Raw genomic sequence first — 22,653 nt, 5'->3', positions numbered from 1 at the left:
CGGGGGCCCCAGGCGGGGCCGCCCCACCCGCGGCCGCGGCGCAACCGGGCGCCCCGGGCGGCAGGCGTCCGCCCACGCCCGAGGAACTGGCCTCGCGCGAGCGGTACTCGACCGCCATCAAGACCTGGCGGTTGTCGCAGTCGATGGACAGGTTCAAGGCGTTGCGCAAGATGTACAACGACGCCGGCGTCACCATCTATGCCACCAAGATGCTCTCGACGAACATGTCGGACGAGGAACTCGAGTACACGTTCAGCGTGGCAGAAGCCCTCGGCGCGTCACACACGACGCTCGAACTGCCCACCGACGCCGCGGCGCTGAAGCGACTCGGCGACTGGGCGGTGAAGAAGAAGGTCTATGTGGGCTATCACACGCACCTGCAAGGGACGCTGACGGCCTTCGACGAGGCCTTCGCCATCTCCAAAGGCAACCAGGCCAACATCGATTTCGGTCACTACGTGGCCGCCAGCAGCGGCGACCCCGTCGTCTTCCTCGAGAAGTTCCACGACCGCATCTGCAGCTTCCATCTCAAGGATCGCAAGTCGAAGGAAAACGGCGGCGCCAACGTGCCCTGGGGCCAGGGCGACACGCCGATCGGCCGCATCCTGCAGTCCGTGCGCACGCACGGCTACACCTTCCCCGCCACCATCGAGATGGAATACGACGTGCCCGCCGGGTCGACCCCGGTGGCCGAAGTCCGCACCTGCGTCGAGTTCTGCAAGCGCGTCCTGGCCTAGGGCCTGAGCGGAGCCGAACGATGTCGGAACGCAAGTACCGTCAGCACGGCTACCAGGACGACGACCGCGATCGGGCGCGCCAGCCGGATCGCGATCGTCGCCCGCCGCAGGAACCGGGGGCGCCCGCCGCGACCCGGCGGCTGTCCTCGGAAGGCGCCCGCAACCCGAACCTCATGGGCTTCCACGAGGTGGTCAAGTGCGCCGGCTGCGGCGCGCCGGTCGAGCCGGACATTCTCTCGCGCAGCACCTGTGCACGCTGCGGCCAGGCCCTGCATGCCTGCGCCCAGTGCGCCCACTTCAACACGAGCGCGACGTTCGAATGCACGCGGACGATTCCCGCGCGCATCTCGCCGAAGGACGCCGCCAACGACTGCACCCTGTTTGCCGTCCGTGCGTCGTGGGAACGCGAGACCTCGTCGAAAGTGGCGCCCTCGGGCGTGTCGAGCGCACAGAAGGCCTTCGACGACCTGTTCAAACTCTGAACACCTGGGCATGGTCGGTGCTCCCTCAGGTCGGCCTGCGTGGCGGCGACGGGGGGATGCGCCCGACGTCCGACTGGCACGCGGTTTGCTCGTCAATGGGCGACCATGGAGACCGCGCGCCTTGCAGCTTCACCGGAACACGGCCCCGCGGCGAACCTGGCACGGGCGCTCGCGGTCCTGCCGATCGCGCTGACGCTCCTGCCGCTCTTCAGGACAGGACGGGGCTGGGTGCGCATCTGGGATTTCCCGCGCGCACAGATCACGGCGCTGGGCCTCGTGGGCCAGGCCGCGATGCAGCGATGGGGCACGACGAGCCAGACCGACCGCGCGCTCACGGCCGTGCTTGGCGCCGCCCTGGTGTACCAGGCCGCGAAGATGGCCCCCTACACCCCGCTCTATCCCCGCCAGGTCCCGACGGCCCACGACGTGCCCCCGGAGCGCTGCCTGCGGCTCTTCATGGCCAATGTGCTGCAGGAGAATCGCCGCGCCGATCTCGTGCTGCGCGAGATCCGGGCGGCGGATCCCGACATCGTGTGCCTGGTGGAGACCGACGCGTGGTGGGCCGATCAGCTGGACGTCCTCGAAGCGGACTACCCCTGCATCACGCGCTGCCCCCTCGAGAACCACTACGGCATGCTGCTCTTCTCACGCCTGCCGATCGTGGAGTGCGACGTCCGCTGCCTGGTCACCGAGGACGTGCCCTCGATGCGCGCCGTGGTCCGTCTGCGGTCGGGCGACCAGGTGCTGCTCTACGCCGTGCATCCCCCGCCGCCGCTGCCGGACAGCCCCAGTTACGGACGCGACGCCGAACTCGTGCTCATCGGCAAGGAGATCGCCGAGCACGGGCGTCCGTCGATCGTCGTCGGCGATCTCAACGACGTGGCGTGGTCGTATACGGCGACGCTGTTCAAGCGGGTCAGTCACATGGTCGACCCGCGCGTCGGCCGGGGCATGTTCAGCACCTTCGACGCCAACCATGCGCTGGCGCGCTACCCGCTGGATCACGTGTTCCACACCCGGCACTTCACGCTCCGCGAGTTGCGGGTGCTGCAGCACACCGGGTCGGACCACTTCCCCATCCTGACGGAACTGGCGTACACCCCGGAGCGGAAGCCAGAGATCGAGAAACCGACGCCCACCGAGACCGACCTGAACCACGCCGACGAGATCGTGGAGGAGGCGCGCGAGGCGGAGCCCTACGTGGACGACGAGGGCAAGGGCCGCGCGACACGCACGCCGACGTGAGCGGGACGTCCGGGCCCCTGCGACCACCTCAGGGCACCGGCGCCGCCACCTTCGGACGCGCCTTGGCCAGCGCCTCGTCGAGCATCGCCATCAGCGCCGCACGGTCGTACGTGTACGCGTGGCCCTCGTTCAGCTGCACCAGTTCCTCGATGGCTTTCCGGATCGTGATCTCGCCCTCGCGCGCCGTGGGCACCGTCATGTACCGCCGCTTCGGCGTCGCTTCAGACAGCGCCTGCGCGACCGACGCCGCGACCTCGTCGGGTGGCTTGTACTGGGAGCGGTCGCCTGCTTTGGCGTCGCCGCCGGCTCGTGCCACAGCGGTGCGCATGATCTCGGAATCGTAGTTGCCCGGTTCGACAACGATGACCGACACGCCGAGCGGCGCCATCTGCAGCGCCAGCGAATCGGTGAACGCCTCCACCGCGTGCTTGCTCATGCTGTACACGCCAAGCGTGGCACCGGAGAGAATGCCCGAGATCGAGCCGATGGTGACGATGCGGCCCTGCTCGGCGACGACCAGCGGCGCAAACGCCTTGCTGATGCGCCACGGCCCGTAGGCGTTGATGTTCATCACGTACTGCATGTCTTCTTCCGTCGTGTCCGTCAGGGGACCACTGACGGCGACACCGGCGTTGTTGACGATGCCGTACAGCCCGCGACCGGCCTTCGTGACGGTCGCCACGGCGTCGGCGATGTCGGTCGCGCTGGTGACGTCGATCCTGATGGCCTGGACGTTCGGGATCGTGCCGAGCGCCTGGAGGTCCTGCGGCTTGCGAGCCCCCGCGTAGACGAAGTACCCGTCGGCCGCCAGCCGCTCGGTGATCTTCCGCCCGATGCCCGTACTCGCGCCGGTGACGAGCACGGCCTTGCGCGTGGCGCCGGATGACGCGGCAGGGGCCTGCGCAGGCCCCTGCGCCTGGACGGACGCGACGCCCATGGCGAGGAGCCACGCGATCGCAATGGTTCGCATCAGTCTCATCAGTTGTTCTCCAGGCGGGCATTGTACGCCTGCGCCCGTATCATCTGAACGCCTTCGGTGGGTAGGGCCGGCTCTCCGAGCCGGCCGTCACCGTGAGAACCTGTGGAGACTCCCCTCATGTGCACGCCCGCGTCGCGTCGTCCGTCTCTCCGTCCGAGCCAGTTGCTGGTCGCCGGCCTGGTCGTGATCGCCGCCGCCACGATGAGGGCGGAACAGGTCCGCCCCGACGCCGCCGCACTCAATCCCGCGACTACCGGCGGCTTCTCGCCGCGCGACACGCCGTTGACCCTCGGCGCCGCGGCGTACGCCAAGATCCTGTGCTCGGCCGTCTTCGTCTCCGGTCGCGACGAAGCGGAGGCGCGCCTCAACAGCGCCTTCTTCCTGACGCCCGAGGCGGAACGCCCGCACATCACCACCACGATCGATCGCGAGCGGAAGATCGTCCGAGCCACCGTCCGAGGGGTCGTCACGCGATCGGCCGGCTTCTACGGCGACCAGGGCTGCGTCATCCATCCTGAAGGCACCGACTCCGTCCTCTTCACGCCCATGCCGGTCAAGACCACGCTGCCGGACGCGAAGAGCCAGCCCTGGCCGATGGGCGACAGGGTGGTGGAGGCGCCGTGGCCCGCCGATCTCGACAGGCGCGGCGTCGACGCGGCGATGGACCTCGCCTTCTCCGACCCCGAGGCCCTGACCGCCGGCATGCTCGTCCTGCACAAGGGCCGCATCGTCGCCGAGCGGTATGCCCTGGGTGCCACGGCGGACACGCAGCTCGAGAGCTGGTCGATGGGCAAGAGCCTCACGGCGACGCTGGTAGGCCTGCTGATCCAGCAGGGCGCGTTGACGATCGACGCACCCGCGCCCGTCCCGTCGTGGCAGGCGCCGACCGATCCGCGACGCGCCATCACCCTCAGCCACCTGTTGCGGATGAGCAGCGGCCTGCACTGCACGTCGCCCGGGGATCCGGACTTCGCGCCGGAGCGCGATGGGTACCCCGCGCACGCGCTGGTCTATTCCGGGGCCATCGACGTCTTCCGGTTCTCGACGAGTCGCCCGCTGCAGTTCCCCCCAGGCACCGAGGGACGCTACCGCAACTGCGATCCGCTCACGCTCGGCGCCATCGTGCGGCAGGTGGTGGAGTCGCGCGGCGAGACCTACCTCACCTGGCCGCAGCGCGCCCTGTTCGATCGGATCGGCATCCGCCGGCAGGTGCTCGAACCGGATCCGTACGGCAACTTCATCCTCAGCGGGTTCGACTACGGCACCGTGCGCAACTGGGCGCGGCTCGGCCTGCTCTACGCGCAGGACGGCATGTGGCAGGGCACGCGGCTGTTGCCCGAGGGATTCGCCACCTTCGTCCGCACGCCGGCACCCGGCTGGGCCACGCCACGCTACGGCGGCCTCTTCTGGGTGAACGGCACGCAGGAACTCGACGCCCCACCGGATGCCTTCTGGATGGCCGGCGCGGGCGGCCAGCGCGTGATCATCATCCCGTCACGTGACCTCGTGATCGTCCGCCTCGGCCACATGCGCGGTGACACGACCGGCATGAAGCTGCTCGACAAGGCCGTGCGGGGGCTCGTGGACGCCGTACGCATGCCGCCGGGCCGGTGAACAGCACCCCGCGCGTGAGAGTACTCAGCGCACGGCGGTGCCGTCCCACGTCACGCGTCGCTTCTCACGCAGCGCGATGTTGGCCAGGTGCGACGTTCGCGCCGCCATGTGGCCCGTGCGGATGTCGGCCGTGGGCGTCTTTCGGCTGCGCATGCAATCCACCCAGTTCTGCAGGTGCGCGATCGTGCCGTCGGCGCCGCCGCGCACGTAGATCTCCGGCTCCGGTGCGTGCGTGCCAGGCGCGTACGGCGCGTCGTTGCGATACACGGCCAGACGGCGCCTGTCGATCTTCATCGTCGCCTCGGTCCCCCGGAACTCGAGCCCGCCATCGTCGGTGCGGCTGTTGAACGAGCCGATGTAGGTGGTCGAGAAGTCCTTGGGAAACTCCAGCGACGCGGTGCACGTGTCTGGGGCGTCCCACGATCGCCGGAGGTGATTCGCGCCGGTCGCGAGCGCGGACCGCGGCGCCTCGACCTCCATGTACCAGTGGACGACATCGATCCAGTGCGTCAGGAGGTCTGTGAACCCGCCGCCGCCGTAGTCCCAGAAGTGCCGCCACTGGAGCAGGCGCTCCGGGTCGAACGGGCGGGCGGGCGCGGGCCCGAGCCAGGCCTTCCAGTCGAGGCCCGCCGTGTCAACCGTGGCGCTGGCGATCGATCCGGGCTGTTGGTACCAGTACGTGTGCACGAACGTCGTCTGCCCCAGGCGACCCGAGTCCAGCAGTTCCTTCCCGAGCGTGAAGTGACTCCAGCTGCGCTGCTGCGTGCCGGTCTGTACGACCTGCCTGGAGGCCTCCACGGCCTGCACCATCGCCTCGCCCTCCTCGATGGTGCGCGAGATCGGCTTCTCGACGTAGACGTCCTTGCCGGCCTTCACCGCGTCGATGGTCATCGTGCGATGCCAGTGATCGGGCGCCCCGATGAGCACCGCGTCGATCGCCGGGTCGTCGAGCATGCGCCGATAGTCGGCCACGTGCGCCGCTGCCGGCGCGTGTTCCTTCGCCCGCGCGAGGCTGGGTCCGTAGACGTCGCACAGCGTCGTCAGTTCGACGCCGCGTATCGCCTTGAGCTGGCCCATCAGCCCACGCGCACGCCCCCCGGTACCGATGACGCCGATACGGATGCGGTCGTTGGCACCCTGCGTGGACGCGGCGGCAAGGCGAGTGCCGAGCGCGAGCCCGGACGCGGCCGTCAGGAACGTACGACGAGTCGGTTGCATCGAGCCTCCTGTGTGGGGGCGATTGTACAGGCGCGGCCCCGCCCCGGACACGCCCGAGGACCAGGCGTAGACTGGCGACATGCGGAGCCCCCAGCGGATCGTGTGCGCGGCGGCGGCCCTTCTGGCCGTGCCACTGACTGGTCGAGCGCTGACGCCTGACGATCTCCAGCCAGTCGCTGCGCTGGCGACGCCGGCTGCCCGGTCGGGCACGCTGGAGCCGGCCTTCGAGGCGCTCTTCGACGGCACCTCCTTCGCCGGCTGGGACGGCGACACCGCCCGCACCTGGCGTATCGTCGACAACGCGATCGTCGGCGGCAGCCTCGACGAGACAGTGCCGCACAACGAGTTCCTGGCAACGACGCGCGAGTTCGGCGACTTCGTCCTGAAGGTGCAGTTCAAGCTGCTCGGCACCGAGGGCTTGATCAACGCCGGCGTGCAAGTGCGGAGCCAGCGCGTGCCCGGGCACCACGAGATGGTCGGCTATCAGCTGGATCTCGGCGATCCGGCCTGGTGGGGCAGCCTGTACGACGAATCGCGCCGTAACCGCGTGCTTGCCCAATCGGATATGGCCGTCGTCTCGCGCGTGCTGCGGCGGGGCGACTGGAACGACTACGAGATCCGGTGCGACGGCCGGCGCATCGTCGCCGTCATCAACGGCGCGCAGACCATCGACTACACCGAACCAGACGCCGCGATGCCGCAGCGCGGACGGATTGCGCTGCAGGTGCACGGCGGCGGCAAGGCGCAGGTCTGGTACAGGCAGATCCGCGTCCGGCCGCTACCGTGATCCGTCAGGGCCTGGTCGAGCCGCCCAGCATCTGCTCGCGGGCGGCGCGGAACTCGTTACCCGGCGCCCACTCCGGCCACGTCGCCGCGTTGGCCACACGGTAGCCGACGGCCATCAGCAACCGGGCATCTTCCACGGCCCCGGTGAGGTCCCAGTCGTCCTTCACCTCGTCGGACGGGCTGTGGTAGTCGCGGCTGGTGTACTCGTCGCGCTTCTGCGTACCGTAGCTGGCGTCCTTGCCCACGTACTCGATGCCGGTGTCGGTGTAGAGCGCCGGCACGCCCTTCTTGGCGAAGTTGAAGTGATCGGAGCGGTAGTAGTACCCCTTCTCCGACTCGGGATCGGGCCGCAGCGTGCGGCCCTGCTCGGTGGCGGCCTCGCGCAGGTAGTCGTCCAGCTGCGAGGCGCCGAGCCCGACCACCGTGAGATCCTTGGTGCGGCCCCACTGGTTGATGCCGTCGATGTTGACCACCGCCACCGTCTTCTCCAGCGGGTAGATCGGATACTCGGCGTAGTAAGCCGACCCCAGCAGGCCCTGCTCCTCGGCCGTGACCAGCAGGAACAGCACCGAGCGCTTCGGCTTCGGCGTCACCTGCGTGAACGCGCGCGCGATCTCGAGCACCATCGCCGTCCCTGACGCGTTGTCGAGCGCCCCGTTGTAGATGGTGTCGCCATCGACGGGCTCGCCGACGCCGAAGTGATCCCAGTGCGCGGTGTAGACCACGTATTCGTCCTTGAGCGCGGGGTCGCTGCCCTCGAGCCTGGCCAGGACGTTCTTCGATGCCATCGTACGGATCTTCGTCGAGATGGCCATCGAGGCCGTCACCCCGAGCGGCACCGGCGTGAAGTCGCGCGACAGCGCCTTGGTCTTGAGGGCGTCGAGATCCTGCCCCGCCAGCGCCATCAGTTTCCGCGCCGCGTCGAGCGACAACCAGCCTTCCACGCTGGCGCGACTCATGTTCTTGTCGGCGGTCACCAGGTCGAGGCGTTCGCCGAGGTTGCCCTGCACGACCGAGAAGGGATAGCCGGCCGGGCCGGTCTCGTGGACGATGAGCACGCCGGCGGCGCCGCGGCGGGCGGCTTCCTCGTACTTGTAGGTCCAGCGCCCGTAGTAGGTCATGGCGCGCCCGCCGAAGACCGTGTCGTCGAGCGTCGAGGGATCCGATGCCGAGGGCACCTGTGGATCGTTGACGAGCACCACGAGCGTCTTGCCCTTGACGTCGAGGTCCTTGAAGTCGTTCCAGTCGAACTCGGGAGCCGTCACGCCGTAGCCGACGAACACCATCTCGGAATTCGCGAGACTGGCCTGGTCGGCGACGTGCTTGCTCCACGCGACGACCTCGTCCCGCCACGCGAACGTCGTCGTCTTCCCGCCGCCGGACACCGTCAGCGGACGCTGCGGCGACGGCGTGAGACCGACCAGGCGGACGTCCTGCACGTATGTGCCGTCGGTGTTGCCCGGCTGCAGCCCGAGGGCCGTGAACTGCTGTTCGAGATACGCCACCGTTCGCGTCTCGCCCTCGGTGCCGGGCTTGCGTCCCTGGAACTCGTCGGACGACAGCGCGCGGGTCTGCTCGAGCAGGCGTGCGGCGTCGATGGACGGCAGGTCGGCGATCGGCACACGCGCGACCGGGGCAGGCGCGGTCGGCGCGGGTTCGCGACTGCAGGCAGCGGCAAGGGCGACAGGCAGGAGAAGGAGCGCGGCAGCGGAACGCATGGCGTTCATCGTACCGCGGGCCCGGTCGGCGGGGCGTGTTCGAGCGTGAGCCCGACGGCCGTCCCTCGCGGGAACCCCTTCCAGTACGTATGCGTCGACTGCACACGGCCTTCGCGGTCCACGGCGTACACCGCGTCGCTTCCGGACGGGACGACGTCGAAGTACGCCTGCTTCGCCTCGTCGCCCTTCAGGTGACGATCGAAGTACGCGGTGGCGAAGTGCTGCAGGATGTTGTTCATGCGCACCGTGTCCCACACCGCGTCGGCGTGTTGCGTATAGGCGATGACGGCCCGTCCCGTCGCGCCGAGGGTCTCGGCAGGCGCCGGATGCGGCGCCGCGGCGTTGTGGTTCGCACCGACGAACGTCAGCAGGTAGCGGTCGGCGTTGACCGTCCCCTCGAACAGCGCACGCGTGCCCTTCGCGTAGCCCGACACATCGTCCACACTGCCTCCGACGAACAGCACCGGCGTGCGGATGCCGCCCAGGCCCTCGGCATCCCACATCCCGACCTGCATGCCCCACGGCCCGATGGCGATCGCGGCCTTGACGCGCGGATCGATCGACGCGCGGTAGGCCGGATGACTCGCCGCGCGTTCACGCAGCAGCCGATTGGGCGGCGCGCCTCTCATCGTCTGTGCCATCTCGCTGTAGCCGCCGCCGATGGTGTTGATCACGCCGTAGCCGCCCATCGAGTAGCCCACGAGCCCGGTGCGGGTGACGTCGACACGTCCACTCAGGAAGCTGCCCGAGCCTGGGGCGGCCAGGCGCGCCATCTCGTCGAGCACGAATCCCTGGTCGAAGGCCCGGTTGTACAGCGTGCTCGCGAAGGCCTGCTGGTCGTCGTAGGTGCTGTCCGCGTGGTCGATCGACACCACGATGAAGCCCTTGCTCGCGAGGTTCTCGCCGAGATGGCTCATCAGGTAGCGGTTGCCCGGATAGCCGTGCGACAGCAGCACCAGCGGGAACGGCCCGCCTGCGGTCGACAGCGTCGCGTCGCGCACGGCCTGGCCGCGCAGCGTCACGGCGATCGACGGGTCACGCGCCACCGTCTGGTACGTGCCACCCGGGGTCTGGCCAGGGGCAAGCGTCGCGGGATACCACACTTCCAGCACGAAGCGACGGTCGTAGCGTGCCGTCGGCTCACCCTCTTTCGTGCGCAGGATGTCCGGGCGATTGCGGTCGACGGCCGTCACCGTCCGGACGCCAATCGCGGACGAGCCGTAGGCCGCCAGTTCAGGGGCGATGGGGGTGACGACGTCGATGCGGGTCGGCTGCGCACGCGCACCGACGGCGAGGAGCAGCGTGACGGCGAGCGCGGCGGACAGGGTCGGCAATCTCTGCATCTGTCGGTGACTGGAGTGGTGCCACCATACACCAGCATGACGCACACCCGGTGTCGACACGCGCTGGTCGGATGCGCCCTGGCGATCACGAGCGCCATCACCATCGCTCCCCTGCAGGCGCAGTCGGCCCAGAATCCGTCGCCGATGTCCGCATCGATGCCGCTGGTAATCCACTTCCACGGCGCCGCATGGTTGGTCCAACAGCACATCGCCGCGTCCGCGTCGCAGGCCGCACTCGTCACGGTCACGCTCGGATCGGGGTCGGGACGCTACGCCGCACCGTTTGCAGACGCCGGCCGACTTGCGGCGCTGCTGGACGAGGCGGCGACCGCGGCCGGCACACTCACGGGACGTCGACCCACATGGTCGAGCCTGACGCTCACGTCGTGGAGTGCCGGCTACGGCGCGGTGCGCGCCATTCTCGAACAGCCGGCCCCCACGCCGCGCCTCTCGGCCATCGTGCTGCTCGACAGCCTGCACGCGTCGAACCTCGGCGAAGGCGCGACCTCTGGCCCACGCGCGACGGATCCCGCGACGGACGTCGCGGGTCTTGCAGTGTTCGCCAGCTATGCCGCGGAGGCGGCCGCTGGTCGGGCGCGGTTGTGGGTCACGCACTCTGAGGTCTATCCCGGCACCTACGCCAGCACCACGGACACCGCCAACGCCCTGCTGGCGTCGCTCGGCCTCCCCCGCCGACCGGTGCTGAAGTGGGGCCCCCTCGGCATGCAACAGCTCAGTGAGGCGCGGCGTGGCGGCCTCCACGTGCTCGGCTTCGCGGGCAACACGGCGCCGGACCACGTCGATCATCTGTACGCGCTCGGCGAGTGGCTGCGGACGTGGAAGGTCATTCGGTAGCACACTCGTCAGGATGAAACGTCCTCCCTCGCACCCGACCCTGCCATTCGAGGACACCGCTGCCGACGACCAGACACCGCTCGAGGTGACGATTCGCGTCGCGCAGCCGTCGCTGCTGGGCACGCAGGCCGCGCTCGAGACGGATGTGGTCCACGCCATCGAGGCCGCCGACTGGCGGGCGAGCCTCGACCTGCTCGCGCGGCTGCGACAGGCCGCCACGGCCGCGCAGGCCGACAGCATCGACGAGGCGGCGCCGACGCTGTCCGCGCTCGCGTCGAACGCCCCCGACTCCATCGAGCACGCCGGCACGCTGATCGGCGACATCGCAGCGAAGGCACCGACCAACGTCTGGCTGCGCCACGTGACGGCGACGCTCGTGCGGTTGGCCCTCGCGCACGACGGGACCGACGGCCTCGCCGCGAGGCTCGACGCCGGCGCCTTCCCGCATGTCTATCGCGTGATGACGGCATCGGACTCGGACCGCTCGGCGAGCGGTCCCTTCCAACATCCGGGCCAGGGCCATCTGCTGGCGCGCGCGCTGCTGCGCGACGCGCTCGTGCGTGGCCTGCCGATCTCCCTCGACGCCCTGGGCGACCGCGAGCTCGATGTCCTGGACGCGTCGGGGTTGTCGCCGGCGTGGTATCCGGTGCTGGGCGCGCAGGAGCGGCTGTGGGACGTGCCGAGGGACAGGCCATCGACCGCGGAGGTCAGCGCCGTCCTCGACACACCGGTGCCAGACGACGACAGCGCCCGCGCGCGGCTGTTCTGGCAGGCCTATCGGGCCTGGAAGGCGCAGCGACAGCCCAACGACATCGTCGCGCGCACGAGAGCCGCGATGAAACAGCTGCATCCTGAGCTGTTCGCCCGGTTGGGGTAGGGGGTGTAGGCTGGTGCGCATGCGCACCTCCCGTCGCCAGTTCGTCGCCACGTCGCTTGCCGCCTCCGCCGTTGCCGCAGCCTCCAGTCCCGACCTTCGCGCGCAGAAGGCTGCCGCACGCGAGTACTACGAACTCCGCGCGTATCGCCTCAAGCCCGGCGCGCCGACGACGGCGCTCGATGCGTACTTCGAGAAGGCCCTGTTGCCCGCGCTCCAGAAGCAGGGCATCGGTGCCGCGGGCGTGTTCACGGAACTCGAGGTGAACAAGCCGGCGCAGACGAGCGCGCCCAAGCCGGACACGCCGATCTGGGTGTTGATTCCGCACCGCACGCTCGAATCGTTCGTGCACGTCAGCGCCGACCTCAACGCCGACCCGTCGGTTCGGACGGCTGGCGCGGACTACCTGCAGGCCCCCAAGGGGTCACCCGCCTTCGACCGCATCGACAGCTGGCTCTATATCGCCTTCAAGGGACACCCGGCGATGACCGTGCCTGAGTTCGCGAAGAAGCGGGTGCCGACGCGCGTGTTCGAGATGCGCGACTACGAGAGCCACAGCGAGGTCAAGGCACTGGCCAAGATCGCGATGTTCGACGAGGGCGAGATCGAGATCATGCGCACGCTGGGCATGTCGCCGCTGTTCTTCGGCCAGGGGCTCGCGGGCCCGAACCTGCCGCACCTGCGGTACATCACGTCCGGCCCGGACCTGGCAACCCATCTGAACGCGTGGAAGACGTTCGGCCCCGATCCGCGCTGGATGAAGATGAAGGACCTGCCGCAGTACGCCGACGCGACCTCGAAGAACACCGCGCGCTTCCTGGCGCCGACGCCCTACTCCGCGATCTGATCCATCTGGGCGTGCCGCCGGACTCGACGGCACGCGTCCTGCAACGTCGCCGGGCATGGCTTCCGTGACAATGCCCGTGCAGGCGGGAGACGTCCGCCCCTGGATGGCGCGACTGGTCCGCGTGGGATATGCGGCCAAGGGCGTGCTCTACCTGCTCATCGGCGGGCTCGCACTCCAGCTGGCGCTGGGAGAGGGCGGTCGCCTCACCGATACGACTGGCGCGCTGCGCTCCGTGGTCGACCAACCGTTCGGGCTCGTCCTGTTGGCCGCGATTGGGGTCGGACTGCTCGCCTACGCGGCGTGGGAGTTCTCCGCCATGTTCTGGCTGCCGCGCCTGCGCCGGCGCGAGGGCACGGTCTGGCTCCGTCAGGTTGGCGCCGTCGTCAAGAGTGTCGGGTATGGCGCCGTCGGTTGGGAAGCGCTGCACCTGGCGATGGGCGGACGCGCCTCGTCCGGCGACAGCACGGACGAGTACGCGCGTGAAGCCATGCAATGGCCGTTGGGGCGATGGGCCGTCGTCGCCGTGGGCCTCGGCATCGCCGTCTACGGCCTCGTCCAGGTGCGCCATGCGTGGCAGGCGCGGCTGGGCGACGACCTCGATCAGTCGGCGTTGCGACCTGAGGGGCTCGGCTGGGTGGTCACCATCGGACGCCTCGGCATCGGCGCCCGTGGTGTGGTGTTCGTGGCCATTGGCGCCCTGCTGGCCGGCGCCGGCCTGGATGGGCGCCCGTCGCAGGCCGGCGGCATGGCAGAAGCGCTGGGGAAGATCCTCACTCAGCCGTTCGGGACGACGCTCCTTGCCATCACCTCCGTCGGTCTCATCTGCTTCGGCGTGTGGCAGTTGATGCACGCGCGCTACGCGAGGGTGTGACGGCCCTGGGGATCAACGCGAGATAGGCCAGAGGCACAGGCGGCGCCTCGATAGAATCACGCCAGCAGATGACCCCAGACGCCGTCGGCAGTTGGCCGCTGCCGTGCCCATACGACTTCGTGGAGACGACACGCCTGCTGCGCACGGGCCCTGGCGATCCCACGCTGCGTCGCGAGGCCGATGGGCTGTGGCGGACGGCACACACCACGCTCGGACCGGCGACGGTGCGCGTGACGGTCGGCCCCGACGTGCAGGCACATGCGTGGGGGCCGGGCAGCTCGGCGGCGGTGGCCGACGTGCCGCGGTGGCTGGGGCTCCACGAGCCGGCGTGGGCACTGCCGCCCCACCCCGTCGTCGATCGCCTGCTGCGCAGGTACGCCGGACTGCGCAGCACCGATACGCGCGACGTGTTCGAGGCGCTGGTCACCTTCGTGTTGCAGCAGCTCGTGACGTGGCAGGAGGCGACGCGTACATGGCAGCGTCTGTGCCTCGCACTCGGCGAGCCGGCGCCAGGGCCGACCGACCTGCGCCTGTCGCCGACGCCGCGGGCGATCCGGTCGGCCGGCACGGCGCACCTTCAGGCCGCGGGTGTCGGACCGGGCCAGGCACGCACGCTGATGGAAGTGGCACGGGTGGCGCACGCCGTGCGCCGCGCCGCCGACCTGCCGACAGACGAGGCCGACGCCTTGCTGCAGAAGGTCCGCGGCATCGGCCCGTGGACGTCTGCCATGGTGCTGGGCGTGCGGCTCGGGCGTCCCGAGCCGATTCCGGTCGGCGACTTCCACCTGCGCGACACCATCGCGTGGGCGCTGGCCGGTGAGCCGCGCGCCACCGACGCGCGCATGGTGGAATTGCTGGAACCGTTCCGCGGCCAGGCGTTTCGCGTCATCCGACTCGTGAGCGCCGCGCGCCTCGAGGCGCCGAAGCGTGGTCCCCGCTTCGCGTGGCGCCGCAACGGCCGAGGATAGGGTTACGGTGTCGCCGGCGCCCGCCACGCCGTGGCGAGTATCCAGGCCGAGGCCGCCAGCTCCATCACGCGCTGGAGCGCCCCCCGCACCGGCTCGAGTTCGGGTCTCGCCATCGCGACGAACCCCACGACCAACAGCACGCCACAGGCCGCCGTGGCGGCGACACGGGCGGCAGACGCCCCCGCACGGTGCAGCGCGCTGGCGAGCATGAAGAAACCCACACCACCACCGACGTAGCCAACCGCCCCGGCGAGGTTATGCACGGCTTGTCGCGCCGATCCTTCGGCCGGGCAGCCCGCATCGCAGGGCGCGACGGCGGCCACGACCCACGAGAGGCCGATGAGCGCCACCATCGCGAGGCCGAGGTGCGCCGTGCGTGTCGACGGGACGCGGCGCGTGAGGGCCGCGCAGGTCAGCATGAGCAGGACACCGGCCGGCAGGAAGGTCCCGAGGCTGACGATGCCGCCGTACGGCGCTCCGGTGGCTCCGAGCTCGCTGATGAACTGGCGCACGTGGCTGTAGCCCGGTGTCAGCGCGCCGAAGATCACGGGCGGCACATGGGCGAACAGCATGGCCGCGGCAGCGAGAGGACGCGCAGGCAGGGACATCGATGGCGCCTCTCAGATCGCGTCGGACCTCGACGTGAATGTGAAGCCCGCGAGGCGAAGCGAGGGCACCATGAACGGCGCTCGACGCTCCGACGGGCCAATCGCCTCGACATTCCACGGGGCCAGCATCGTCAGCACACTCTGATTGAAGCGGAGGTTGCGAACGGGATGGCGCACCTGGCCGTCCTCCACCCACCAGAGCCCGTCTCGCGTCAGGCCGGTGAGGACGATGGTGCGGGGGTCGACGAGGCGCACGTACCAGAAGCGCGTGACCAGCAGGCCACGCGTCATGCCGGCGATGAGTGCTCCCATGGGCGTCGGCTTCGCGACCTCCATGATGAAGTTGACCGGCCCCGGTGTCGGCGCCTGCGTGCGCTCGGCGGCCCAGAATCGGCTGTACGGCAATCGCTCGAGAACCCCCTCGCGAATGAGGGTGATCCGCTCGGCAGGAATGCCCTCATCGGTGGCGGGAACGGCTGGCAGTTCCAGGTGTGCGGGATCGCTGTAGAGGGTGAGGCGCGAGTCGAAGAGCGTTTCGCCGACCCGCGTCTTGCCGTCCTTGCCCGAGAACGCGCTGCGTCCCTCGTCCGCCGTCCGGGCATCGAAGGCGCCCGCGAGCGATCCCATCAGATCGGCCACGGCCTGGGCCTCGAGCACCACCGGGTAGGTCCCCGGCTCGATCGGCCGCGGCGCCTGCGAGCGCACGGCCTTGTCCACGGCCCGCCTGCCGATCGCTGCGACATCGACACGCCGCACATCGAAGTGATCGCCGGCGGAGTAGCCCGATCCCGTGCCGTCGGTGCTGCGCGCGGTGACACTGAAGGCGCCCTCGCTCGAACGGACGTAACGGCGATTGCCGTTGGCCGTCGCCACGGCCACCGCCGAGGCCGTGGCTGTATGCACCCCCGCGCCGCCCACGCCGGCCTCGCGGCACGCGGCGAGCACGTCGCGCAGCGCCAGGGCGCGCGCAGCGACGTCGATGTCGGCCGTCGCGTCGGCAAAGCCGTTCGACTCCTGGTACGTCAGCGGGCCCAGGGTCGGGACGTACTCGCGATGCACGGGCGAGACGCGCGCGATCTGCACGGCCTCGCTCGCCAACCGCTCGAGGGCACCAGGGGCCGAGTCGTTGCCGGTGGCCGCGCCTCGCCGCCGGCCGACCCACACCGTCACGGTGATGGTGAGGTCCTCCGACCGCCCACTGGTGGTCAGACGGCTGTCGGCGAACCGGGCATGCGACGCCACCGTGCTCTCCACCGAGACGATCGCATCGTCGGCACCGGCCGCCTTGGCGCGCGCCAGCACCGTGTCGCAGAGCGCGAGCGCGTCGTCGCGGGTCAACATGGACAGATTCCTCGCGTCACGACGCCGATGCCGTGTTGAGCACGGTGACGTTGCGGAAGCGGGCGGGCGGACACCCGTGGCTGACCGCGTTGATCTGGCCGGGTTCGCCCTTGCCATCGGCCGACGTGCCCCAGAGTCGGTAGGACGCCGGCCCGCCGAGGCCGTCGCAGGACGCCCAGAAGTCCGGCGTCCGCGACTGGTACGCCGCATCCTTGACCATGGCGCCGACCTTGCCGTTGCGAATCTCGCGGATGACCGCGCCGCCGAACTGGAAGTTGTAGCGCTGCTGATCGATCGACGACACGCCGCGGCCTTCGATCAGCAGGCCACGCGCGATTCCGCTGCACAGGTCGTCGCGCGTCACCTCGGTGGCCGCCGGCTGCAGCGAGACATTGGGCATGCGCGGAAACGGCACGCTGGCCCAGCTGTCGGCATGCAGGCACCCGTGCGAGCGCGACTGCCCCACCAGCGGTGCCAGTTCACGCGTCGTCTGCCAGTCGACGAACACTCCGTCACGCACGAGATGCCAGCGGTCCGCCTTGACGCCCTCATCGTCGTAGCCGGTAGTGGCGAGCCCGCCGGGCTGACTGCGGTCGGCCACGAGGTTGACGATGGAGGCCCCGAACCTGAGGTGGCCGGTATCGGCCGGACGGAGAAAGCTCGTGCCGGCCATGTTGGCTTCGTAGCCCAGCGCCCGGTCCAGCTCCGTCGAGTGCCCGACCGACTCGTGGATGCAGAGAAAGAGCTGAGACGGATCGACGACGAGGTCGTAGCGACCGGCGGTGACCGACGTCGCCTTCAGCTTCTCGACCACCTCGTGACCGGCCTTCTCGGCGTCCGCGAACCAGGGGTAGTCCTCGACATATTCGTACCCGACGAGTTGCGCGCGATCGACCACCGGCCGTGACTGGAAGTCGCCGCGGGCGCGGTCGGCGGCCGTGGTCGTGAACTGCGGATAGGTCCGCACCAGTCGCTGTGCGATGCGCGAGCCGTCACTCGAGGCGAAGTACTTGTGCTCGTCGACGAACAGGAGTTGGGAGCTGACGAAGGAGACGCCGGGCACGGCCATGGCCGTCGCGTTGAGCTTGAGCAGGAACGCCAGCTTCGTGTCCAGCGGCACCTCGAACGGATCGCGCCTGAACGCGCTCGTCCACGAGGTCTTGACCACGTCGGTCGGCGTGAGGACCACCTTGGCGGTCGCCAGGGCCGCGTGGGCACGGGCCATGGTCACCGCCTCAGCGGCCAGCGTGCGCGCCGTGGCGACCTCGACCCGATTGCTGGCCGCAAAGCCCCACGCGCCGTTCACGAGGACGCGCAACCCCATGCCGTCGCTGGCCGAGCGTGACACGTTCTGCACCTGCTGCTCGCGCGTCGCGATCGATTCGCGCCGATAGCGGTTGACCCGGATGTCGGCGTAGGACGCGCCCAGCTTCGAAGCCTCGGCCAGGGCCACCTCGGCCGCCTCGGTGCGCGCGGCGTCCGTGCTCGGCCCGACCTGGACGATCTCCGCCCAGTCGGGCAGCGTGCTGCCGGCGACGAGCGCGCCGCCCGAGGCGAGGAAGTGTCGGCGCGAGACGCCGTCTGGCTGCATTCCGCGCATTATATGGGCCGGCCGGCTGCCCAGGCGCTGGCCGCCACGCTCATCTTCGGAGCGGTCGAACCGGCCGACCTCAGGTCGCCACCAGACGGTGACGCTACCGTGTCACGTTCGCCAGGCGGGCGGTGTGCCCGCGACGCCCGGCGCGGTATCGGAGCCGACGTTGAAGGGAATCCGGCGCGCGGTCGCATCGACGGGGGATTCCCGATGGCGCACGCCGGCAAGGGAACGGCTGAGACGCGCGTGGTCTGACAGGGATGGGCCGGGGTACGCTCCCCACGTGTGGATGCGTGAGGCCGGGCGGGTGTGGGGAGCGGGACTGGTCCGTCGAGTCGCCGGCATGCTGGCCGGCTACTACGTGCATCGGTGGGTAGCGCTGTGGCTCGGCGTCTTCGACGGCGTGCCGGCCGTCGTGCCCGCGGGGCTGCTCGGCGCGCTGCTGCCGCTGGCGGTCGCGGCCCTGCTGGCCGGATCCGTCGTGGGGGGCATCTCCGGCGGCTCCACGCGCACCGCCAGGCTGCTCGGCATCGCCCTGGCGGCGATCGCGATCCTGGCGGCGATCCAGCGGGTCGAACAGGGCCTGCCGCTGCTGACCCGGCAGGTGGCGCAGGTGCTCACCGCGCCGCTGTGCGCCGCGGGCGCGGCGGTCCTGGCGCGGCATCGAGGACGGCTGACCAGGAACTGAGCCCTGGGCGGCGATGAACGTGACGCCCTGAAACCGGAGTCGGGAGTCGGGAGTCGGGAGTCGGGAGTGTCGACCTGAAGGTCGACACCTACGAGTCACACCTACGAGTCACACCGACGAGTCACGACGGACGGGGGCGGACGATGCCGAGGCGACGCATGGTGGAGACCAGCGTCGTCCGCTTCAGGCCCAGACGGATGGCGGCCCCCTCGGGGCCGCCAATCACCCACCCGGTGTCGTCCAGCGCCCGACGGATGTGGGCCCGCTCGGCATCCTCGAGCGTCGTGGCGGTGCTGGCCTCCGGCACCGCCCCCTGGAAGTCCGCCGCCTGCAGGCGCAAATGCGGCCCGGGCGACAGGATGACGGCGCGCTCGATGACGTTCTGCAGTTCGCGGACATTGCCCGGCCACTGCCACCGACACAAGGCGTCCATGGTCTCGCGCGGCACCGATTCGATGCTGCGACGCAGGGCCCGCGCATGGCGCTGGACGAAGTAGCGCACCAGGGGCGGGATGTCCTCGGGCCGCTCGCGCAACGGTGGAATCCTGATCGGGAAGACGTTGAGCCGGTAGAAGAGGTCGGCGCGGTACTCCCGCTGCGCCACCATCTCCTCGAGGTTGCGGTTGGTCGCCGCCACCAGCCGGAAGTCGACGTGGATCTGTCGCGTGCTGCCCAGCCGTTCGATCTCGTGCTCCTGCAGCGCCCGCAGCAGCTTGGCCTGCAGATCGAGGGGGACGTCGCCAATCTCGTCGAGGAACAGCGTCCCCTTGTGCGCCAGTTCGAACCGCCCGATCTTCTGGGTCAGCGCGCCCGTGAAGGCGCCCTTCTCGTGGCCGAACCACTCGCTCTCGAGGAGTCCCGCTGGCGACGTGGCGCAGTTGACGGTGACCATCGGCCGGCCACTGCGCGCCCCGGTCGCGTGGATGGCCCGCGCGATCAGTTCCTTGCCGGTCCCCGTCTCGCCGAGCAGCAGCACGGTGCTGTCCGTGCCGGCCACACTGCGCACCTGCGCCAGTACGCGCTGCAGCGCCTTGCTCTCGCCGATGATCTCCTCGAAGTGCTCCTTGCCACGGATCTGGTCCTCGAGATAAAGGTTCTCGAGCGCGAGCCGATCGCGCAGCGCCGCGATCTCCTGGAACGCCAGGGCGTTCTCGAGGGCGATGGCGATCTGTGCCCCCGCCTGCGCCGCCCGCTCGACCTCCTCCGCCGTGAACGCATCGTCGGTGCAGCGCGAGAGCACCAGCCCGCCGAGAGCCCGCCGCGGCGTGAACAGCGGCACGAAGCACACGCGCTTCACCCGCGCCGCCTCGACGTGTTCCTGCAGCACTTCCGGGAACGACGCAAAGCTGCTGCTGTCGAGCTGCAACGGGCGGCGACTCGCCAGCGCACTCGCGAGCGGCGTGTTGCCCGGCTTGAGCGTGCCGAGCAGCGCCAGGAGGCCCTTGGGCAGGTTCGGGTCGTACGCCGTCCGCGCCAGCGTCGTCCCGTCGTCTTCCACCAGCGAGAGACTGGTGTAGTCGTGGGCGATCATGCCGCGCAGGTTCGGCGTGATTGCGGCGAGCACCGACGCGAGATCGGGCGTGGAGACGAGCGCGTTGTTCAGGGCGAGCAGCGTCCGCCAGTGATCGCGGTCGGCTTCGACCTGCTTCTGGTACGAGCGCGCCTCCTCGTGATGGCGCACGTTGTCGATGGCAATCGCCACGTGGGAGGCGACGCGCTGCAGGAAGTCGAGATCGGCGGTGTCGTAGGCACCGCGGCGCGACGACGCGAGTGCCAGGAGTCCCACCGGGCGCAGCGTCGTGGTCAGGGGCAGGAGGCACGCGGCGAGCCGCCCGGACTGGCGCATGGCGTCGGCGATCTCCGGGTAGCGTCGATCCTGCTCGAGGTCGTGCACCACCACGGGCGCCTGCGCGGCCCAGATGGCGGCCAGCTGGGTCTCGTGGATGGGCGGCATCGTCGTCCGCAGGACGCGGAGGCGAGGGGCGTCTCCGGACGCCTCGTCACACGTCACGCTGTACTTCACCGGCGCCCGACCATCGCCTGCGGCGACGACGACACCGAGGCCGTCGAAGTCGACCACTCGACGCAGGGCTTCCGTGAGATCCGGCAGCAACCCGTCGATGTCACTGTGGAGTGCCACCAGATCCATGACTTCGAGCAAGGCGCGATAGCGTGCCTCGCCTGTCGCCGCGCCCCGGATCTGCGTCCCCGTGCCCGCACTCATCCGAGCACCGTACCACGTGACGACATGAAGGCACGTGCCTGCATGTCGCCACCAGCGTGAAGGCACATCGGCTGAGCTTCTGGCCCGATATCGACCGACTTGCACGGGTTTGCGGGGATTGCGGGTCCCTGGTCTCTCTGGAATCCATCTTGCGGACGTCCCCCATGGAGAAAGGGGGCGCGCCCATGTTGCGCATCGTCGTGAATCAGGAAGGTGCGGACGTCCGGCTCGGCCTTCACGGGCGGCTGGCGGGCGACTGGGTGCGCGTCCTCGAGCGCTGCTGGGAGTCCCTGCAGGACTCGGTGCCCCACGCCGTCATCACCGCCGAACTGGTCGACATCACCTTCGTCGACCCGGACGGAGAACGACTGCTCGCCCGCATGCACGAGGTCGGCGTCTCGCTGCAGGCCACGGGCTGCCGCAACCGCCACCTCGTCGACCAGATCAGCACGCGCACGCCCCGCTCCACGTCGTTCCTGCCCCGGACCCACACGTCATGACTCGATACCTGCCCACTGCGATCTTCCTGACCACGGCCCTCACCGCTGCCGGGTGCGGCTCCCAGGCCTCCGGGCCCGCCGCCGGTGGCGCGGCCGCCGCACCTCCCCCGCCCGAAGTGGTCGTCGTCACCGTCCAGCGCCAGTCCGTGACGATGACGATGGATCTGCCGGGACGGACCGCGCCGTATGGCATCGCCGAGGTCCGGCCGCAGGTCACCGGCATCGTGCAGAAACGCCTGTTCGAGGAAGGCCGCGACGTCAGGGCCGGCGCACCGCTCTACCAGATCGACGCGGCGCCGTATCGCGCCACGCTCGAGAGTGCGCAAGCGGCACTGGCGCGGTCGGAGGCCAACATCGTGGCCGCGCGATTGATGACGCAGCGCTACAAGGACCTGCTGGCCGACAACGCCGTCAGTCAGCAGGAATACGACAACGCCGTGGCCGCCCAGAGCCAGCTCGAGGCCCAGATCGCCGCCGACAAGGCCGCCATCAGTGCCGCGCGCATCAACGTCGGCTACACCACGATCAATGCACCGATCAGCGGCCGCATCGGCCGGTCGGCGGTGACGCCGGGGGCGCTGGTCACCGCCAACCAGGCCGCGACACTCGCCGTCGTGCAGCAGCTGGACCCGATCTACGTGGACGTCACCCAGTCGAGCGCCGAGCTGCTCCGTCTGCGCCGCGACATCGCCGAGGGACGCATCCGCGTCGACAAGGGGCAGGCCGAGGTGCGGCTGCGCCTCGAGGACGGCACGGCCTACGCCCTGCCGGGCCGGCTGCAGTTCTCCGAGGTGACCGTCGACGAACGGAGCGGCGCGGTGACGCTGCGTGCGGTGTTCCCCAACCCGAAGCGCGAACTGCTGCCGGGGATGTACGTCCACGCCGAGATCGGCGCGGGCACGACCGACCAGGGGCTGCTCGTGCCGCAGCAGGGCGTGACGCGCAGCCCGAAGGGCGTCGCCACGGCGATGGTCGTCTCGAAGGCCAACATCGTCGAGCTGCGCGAGCTCGAAGTGCCGAGGGCAGTGGACGGCCAGTGGCTCGTCACGAAGGGGCTCGAGGCGGGCGATCGCGTGATCGTCGAGGGCCTGCAGAAGGTGCGTCCGGGCGCACCGGTGCGGGTGGCGACCGCGGCCGCGGCCAACGGCGAGGCGCACTGAC

The 22,653-nt window shown here is 70.0% G+C and carries 21 protein-coding genes; 13 read left to right on the top strand and 8 right to left on the bottom strand.

The genetic code is table 11. The annotated features are described in order from the left end of the window. From Q0C41_RS12930 to Q0C41_RS12920, 3 genes are all read left to right on the top strand, one after another. The coding region (locus Q0C41_RS12930; protein WP_291984197.1) for a sugar phosphate isomerase/epimerase at window positions 1–737 on the top strand (737 nt) is incomplete at its 5' end. Window positions 738–757: 20 nt separating this feature from the next. Beyond that, entirely contained in the window at window positions 758–1,219 is a 462-nt protein-coding gene (locus Q0C41_RS12925; RefSeq protein WP_291984196.1) for a hypothetical protein, read from the top strand. A gap of 105 nt (window positions 1,220–1,324) precedes the next feature. After that, complete coding sequence (locus Q0C41_RS12920; RefSeq protein ID WP_291984195.1) at window positions 1,325–2,464, top strand: endonuclease/exonuclease/phosphatase family protein; 1,140 nt, start codon at window positions 1,325–1,327, stop codon at window positions 2,462–2,464. A 28-nt stretch (window positions 2,465–2,492) separates the two neighbouring features. Here the strand turns inward: Q0C41_RS12920 and Q0C41_RS12915 are convergent, their stop codons facing one another. Next, the gene (locus tag Q0C41_RS12915; RefSeq protein WP_291984194.1) at window positions 2,493–3,434 is read right to left on the bottom strand and encodes an SDR family NAD(P)-dependent oxidoreductase; all 942 of its coding nucleotides are present in this window, start codon (window positions 3,432–3,434) and stop codon (window positions 2,493–2,495) included. A gap of 126 nt (window positions 3,435–3,560) precedes the next feature. Between Q0C41_RS12915 and Q0C41_RS12910 the strand changes: the two genes are divergently transcribed. After that, window positions 3,561–5,057, top strand: coding sequence for a serine hydrolase (locus Q0C41_RS12910; protein ID WP_291984193.1), 1,497 nt, complete (start codon window positions 3,561–3,563; stop codon window positions 5,055–5,057). Window positions 5,058–5,081: 24 nt separating this feature from the next. Here the strand turns inward: Q0C41_RS12910 and Q0C41_RS12905 are convergent, their stop codons facing one another. Then, complete coding sequence (locus Q0C41_RS12905; protein ID WP_291984192.1) at window positions 5,082–6,275, bottom strand: Gfo/Idh/MocA family oxidoreductase; 1,194 nt, start codon at window positions 6,273–6,275, stop codon at window positions 5,082–5,084. A gap of 79 nt (window positions 6,276–6,354) precedes the next feature. Here Q0C41_RS12905 and Q0C41_RS12900 point away from each other — a divergent pair, with 79 nt between their 5' ends. Further along, the gene (locus tag Q0C41_RS12900) at window positions 6,355–7,062 is read left to right on the top strand and encodes a DUF1080 domain-containing protein (RefSeq protein WP_291984191.1); all 708 of its coding nucleotides are present in this window, start codon (window positions 6,355–6,357) and stop codon (window positions 7,060–7,062) included. Between the two features lie 4 nt (window positions 7,063–7,066). Here Q0C41_RS12900 and Q0C41_RS12895 read toward each other — a convergent pair whose 3' ends face one another. Both Q0C41_RS12895 and Q0C41_RS12890 read right to left on the bottom strand, forming a co-directional pair. Beyond that, on the bottom strand, window positions 7,067–8,779 hold the full coding sequence (locus Q0C41_RS12895; RefSeq protein ID WP_291984190.1) for a M28 family metallopeptidase: 1,713 nt from the start codon (window positions 8,777–8,779) through the stop codon (window positions 7,067–7,069). Between the two features lie 5 nt (window positions 8,780–8,784). Beyond that, a complete protein-coding gene (locus Q0C41_RS12890) occupies window positions 8,785–10,122 on the bottom strand; it encodes a hypothetical protein (RefSeq protein WP_291984189.1) in 1,338 nt (445 codons plus the stop codon). A 36-nt stretch (window positions 10,123–10,158) separates the two neighbouring features. On the opposite strand from Q0C41_RS12890, the gene Q0C41_RS12885 reads away from it, so the two are divergent. The 5 genes from Q0C41_RS12885 (at window position 10,159) to Q0C41_RS12865 (ending at window position 14,537) form a co-directional block, all read left to right on the top strand. Beyond that, on the top strand, window positions 10,159–10,977 hold the full coding sequence (locus tag Q0C41_RS12885) for a hypothetical protein (RefSeq protein WP_291984188.1): 819 nt from the start codon (window positions 10,159–10,161) through the stop codon (window positions 10,975–10,977). Window positions 10,978–10,990: 13 nt separating this feature from the next. Next, window positions 10,991–11,854 carry a hypothetical protein gene (locus Q0C41_RS12880; protein ID WP_291984187.1) on the top strand — a complete coding sequence of 288 codons (864 nt, stop codon included), beginning with the start codon at window positions 10,991–10,993 and terminating at the stop codon, window positions 11,852–11,854. A 19-nt stretch (window positions 11,855–11,873) separates the two neighbouring features. Then, complete coding sequence (locus tag Q0C41_RS12875) at window positions 11,874–12,698, top strand: NIPSNAP family protein (RefSeq protein ID WP_291984186.1); 825 nt, start codon at window positions 11,874–11,876, stop codon at window positions 12,696–12,698. Window positions 12,699–12,753: 55 nt separating this feature from the next. Continuing rightward, window positions 12,754–13,569 (top strand): DUF1206 domain-containing protein, encoded by an 816-nt coding sequence (locus Q0C41_RS12870; RefSeq protein WP_291984185.1) that lies wholly within the window; start codon window positions 12,754–12,756, stop codon window positions 13,567–13,569. 68 nt (window positions 13,570–13,637) lie between these two features. After that, entirely contained in the window at window positions 13,638–14,537 is a 900-nt protein-coding gene (locus Q0C41_RS12865; protein ID WP_291984184.1) for a hypothetical protein, read from the top strand. Window positions 14,538–14,539: 2 nt separating this feature from the next. On the opposite strand, the gene Q0C41_RS12860 is transcribed toward Q0C41_RS12865, so the two are convergent. Genes Q0C41_RS12860 through Q0C41_RS12850 form a run of 3 tightly spaced genes read right to left on the bottom strand, consistent with a single transcriptional unit; the run spans window position 14,540 to window position 18,077 of the window. Continuing rightward, entirely contained in the window at window positions 14,540–15,145 is a 606-nt protein-coding gene (locus Q0C41_RS12860) for a DUF998 domain-containing protein (protein WP_291984183.1), read from the bottom strand. Window positions 15,146–15,157: 12 nt separating this feature from the next. Continuing rightward, window positions 15,158–16,486 (bottom strand): TldD/PmbA family protein, encoded by a 1,329-nt coding sequence (locus tag Q0C41_RS12855; protein WP_291984182.1) that lies wholly within the window; start codon window positions 16,484–16,486, stop codon window positions 15,158–15,160. A gap of 16 nt (window positions 16,487–16,502) precedes the next feature. Then, complete coding sequence (locus tag Q0C41_RS12850) at window positions 16,503–18,077, bottom strand: TldD/PmbA family protein (protein ID WP_291984181.1); 1,575 nt, start codon at window positions 18,075–18,077, stop codon at window positions 16,503–16,505. A 286-nt stretch (window positions 18,078–18,363) separates the two neighbouring features. Between Q0C41_RS12850 and Q0C41_RS12845 the strand changes: the two genes are divergently transcribed. Continuing rightward, entirely contained in the window at window positions 18,364–18,768 is a 405-nt protein-coding gene (locus Q0C41_RS12845) for a hypothetical protein (protein ID WP_291984180.1), read from the top strand. Window positions 18,769–18,889: 121 nt separating this feature from the next. On the opposite strand, the gene Q0C41_RS12840 is transcribed toward Q0C41_RS12845, so the two are convergent. After that, on the bottom strand, window positions 18,890–20,992 hold the full coding sequence (locus Q0C41_RS12840) for a sigma 54-interacting transcriptional regulator (RefSeq protein ID WP_291984179.1): 2,103 nt from the start codon (window positions 20,990–20,992) through the stop codon (window positions 18,890–18,892). Window positions 20,993–21,177: 185 nt separating this feature from the next. Here Q0C41_RS12840 and Q0C41_RS12835 point away from each other — a divergent pair, with 185 nt between their 5' ends. Both Q0C41_RS12835 and Q0C41_RS12830 read left to right on the top strand, forming a co-directional pair. After that, entirely contained in the window at window positions 21,178–21,492 is a 315-nt protein-coding gene (locus Q0C41_RS12835) for a hypothetical protein (RefSeq protein ID WP_291984178.1), read from the top strand. After that, window positions 21,489–22,652 (top strand): efflux RND transporter periplasmic adaptor subunit, encoded by a 1,164-nt coding sequence (locus Q0C41_RS12830; protein WP_291984177.1) that lies wholly within the window; start codon window positions 21,489–21,491, stop codon window positions 22,650–22,652. Before Q0C41_RS12835 ends, Q0C41_RS12830 begins: the two co-directional genes overlap by 4 nt. Window position 22,653 lies beyond the last annotated feature (1 nt).

The sequence above is a fragment of the Luteitalea sp. genome (assembly GCF_022842525.1).
Lineage (GTDB): Bacteria > Acidobacteriota > Vicinamibacteria > Vicinamibacterales > Vicinamibacteraceae > Luteitalea.
The sequence above is the reverse complement of the archived record's forward strand: the minus strand, read 5'-3'. Positions and strand labels throughout refer to the sequence as shown.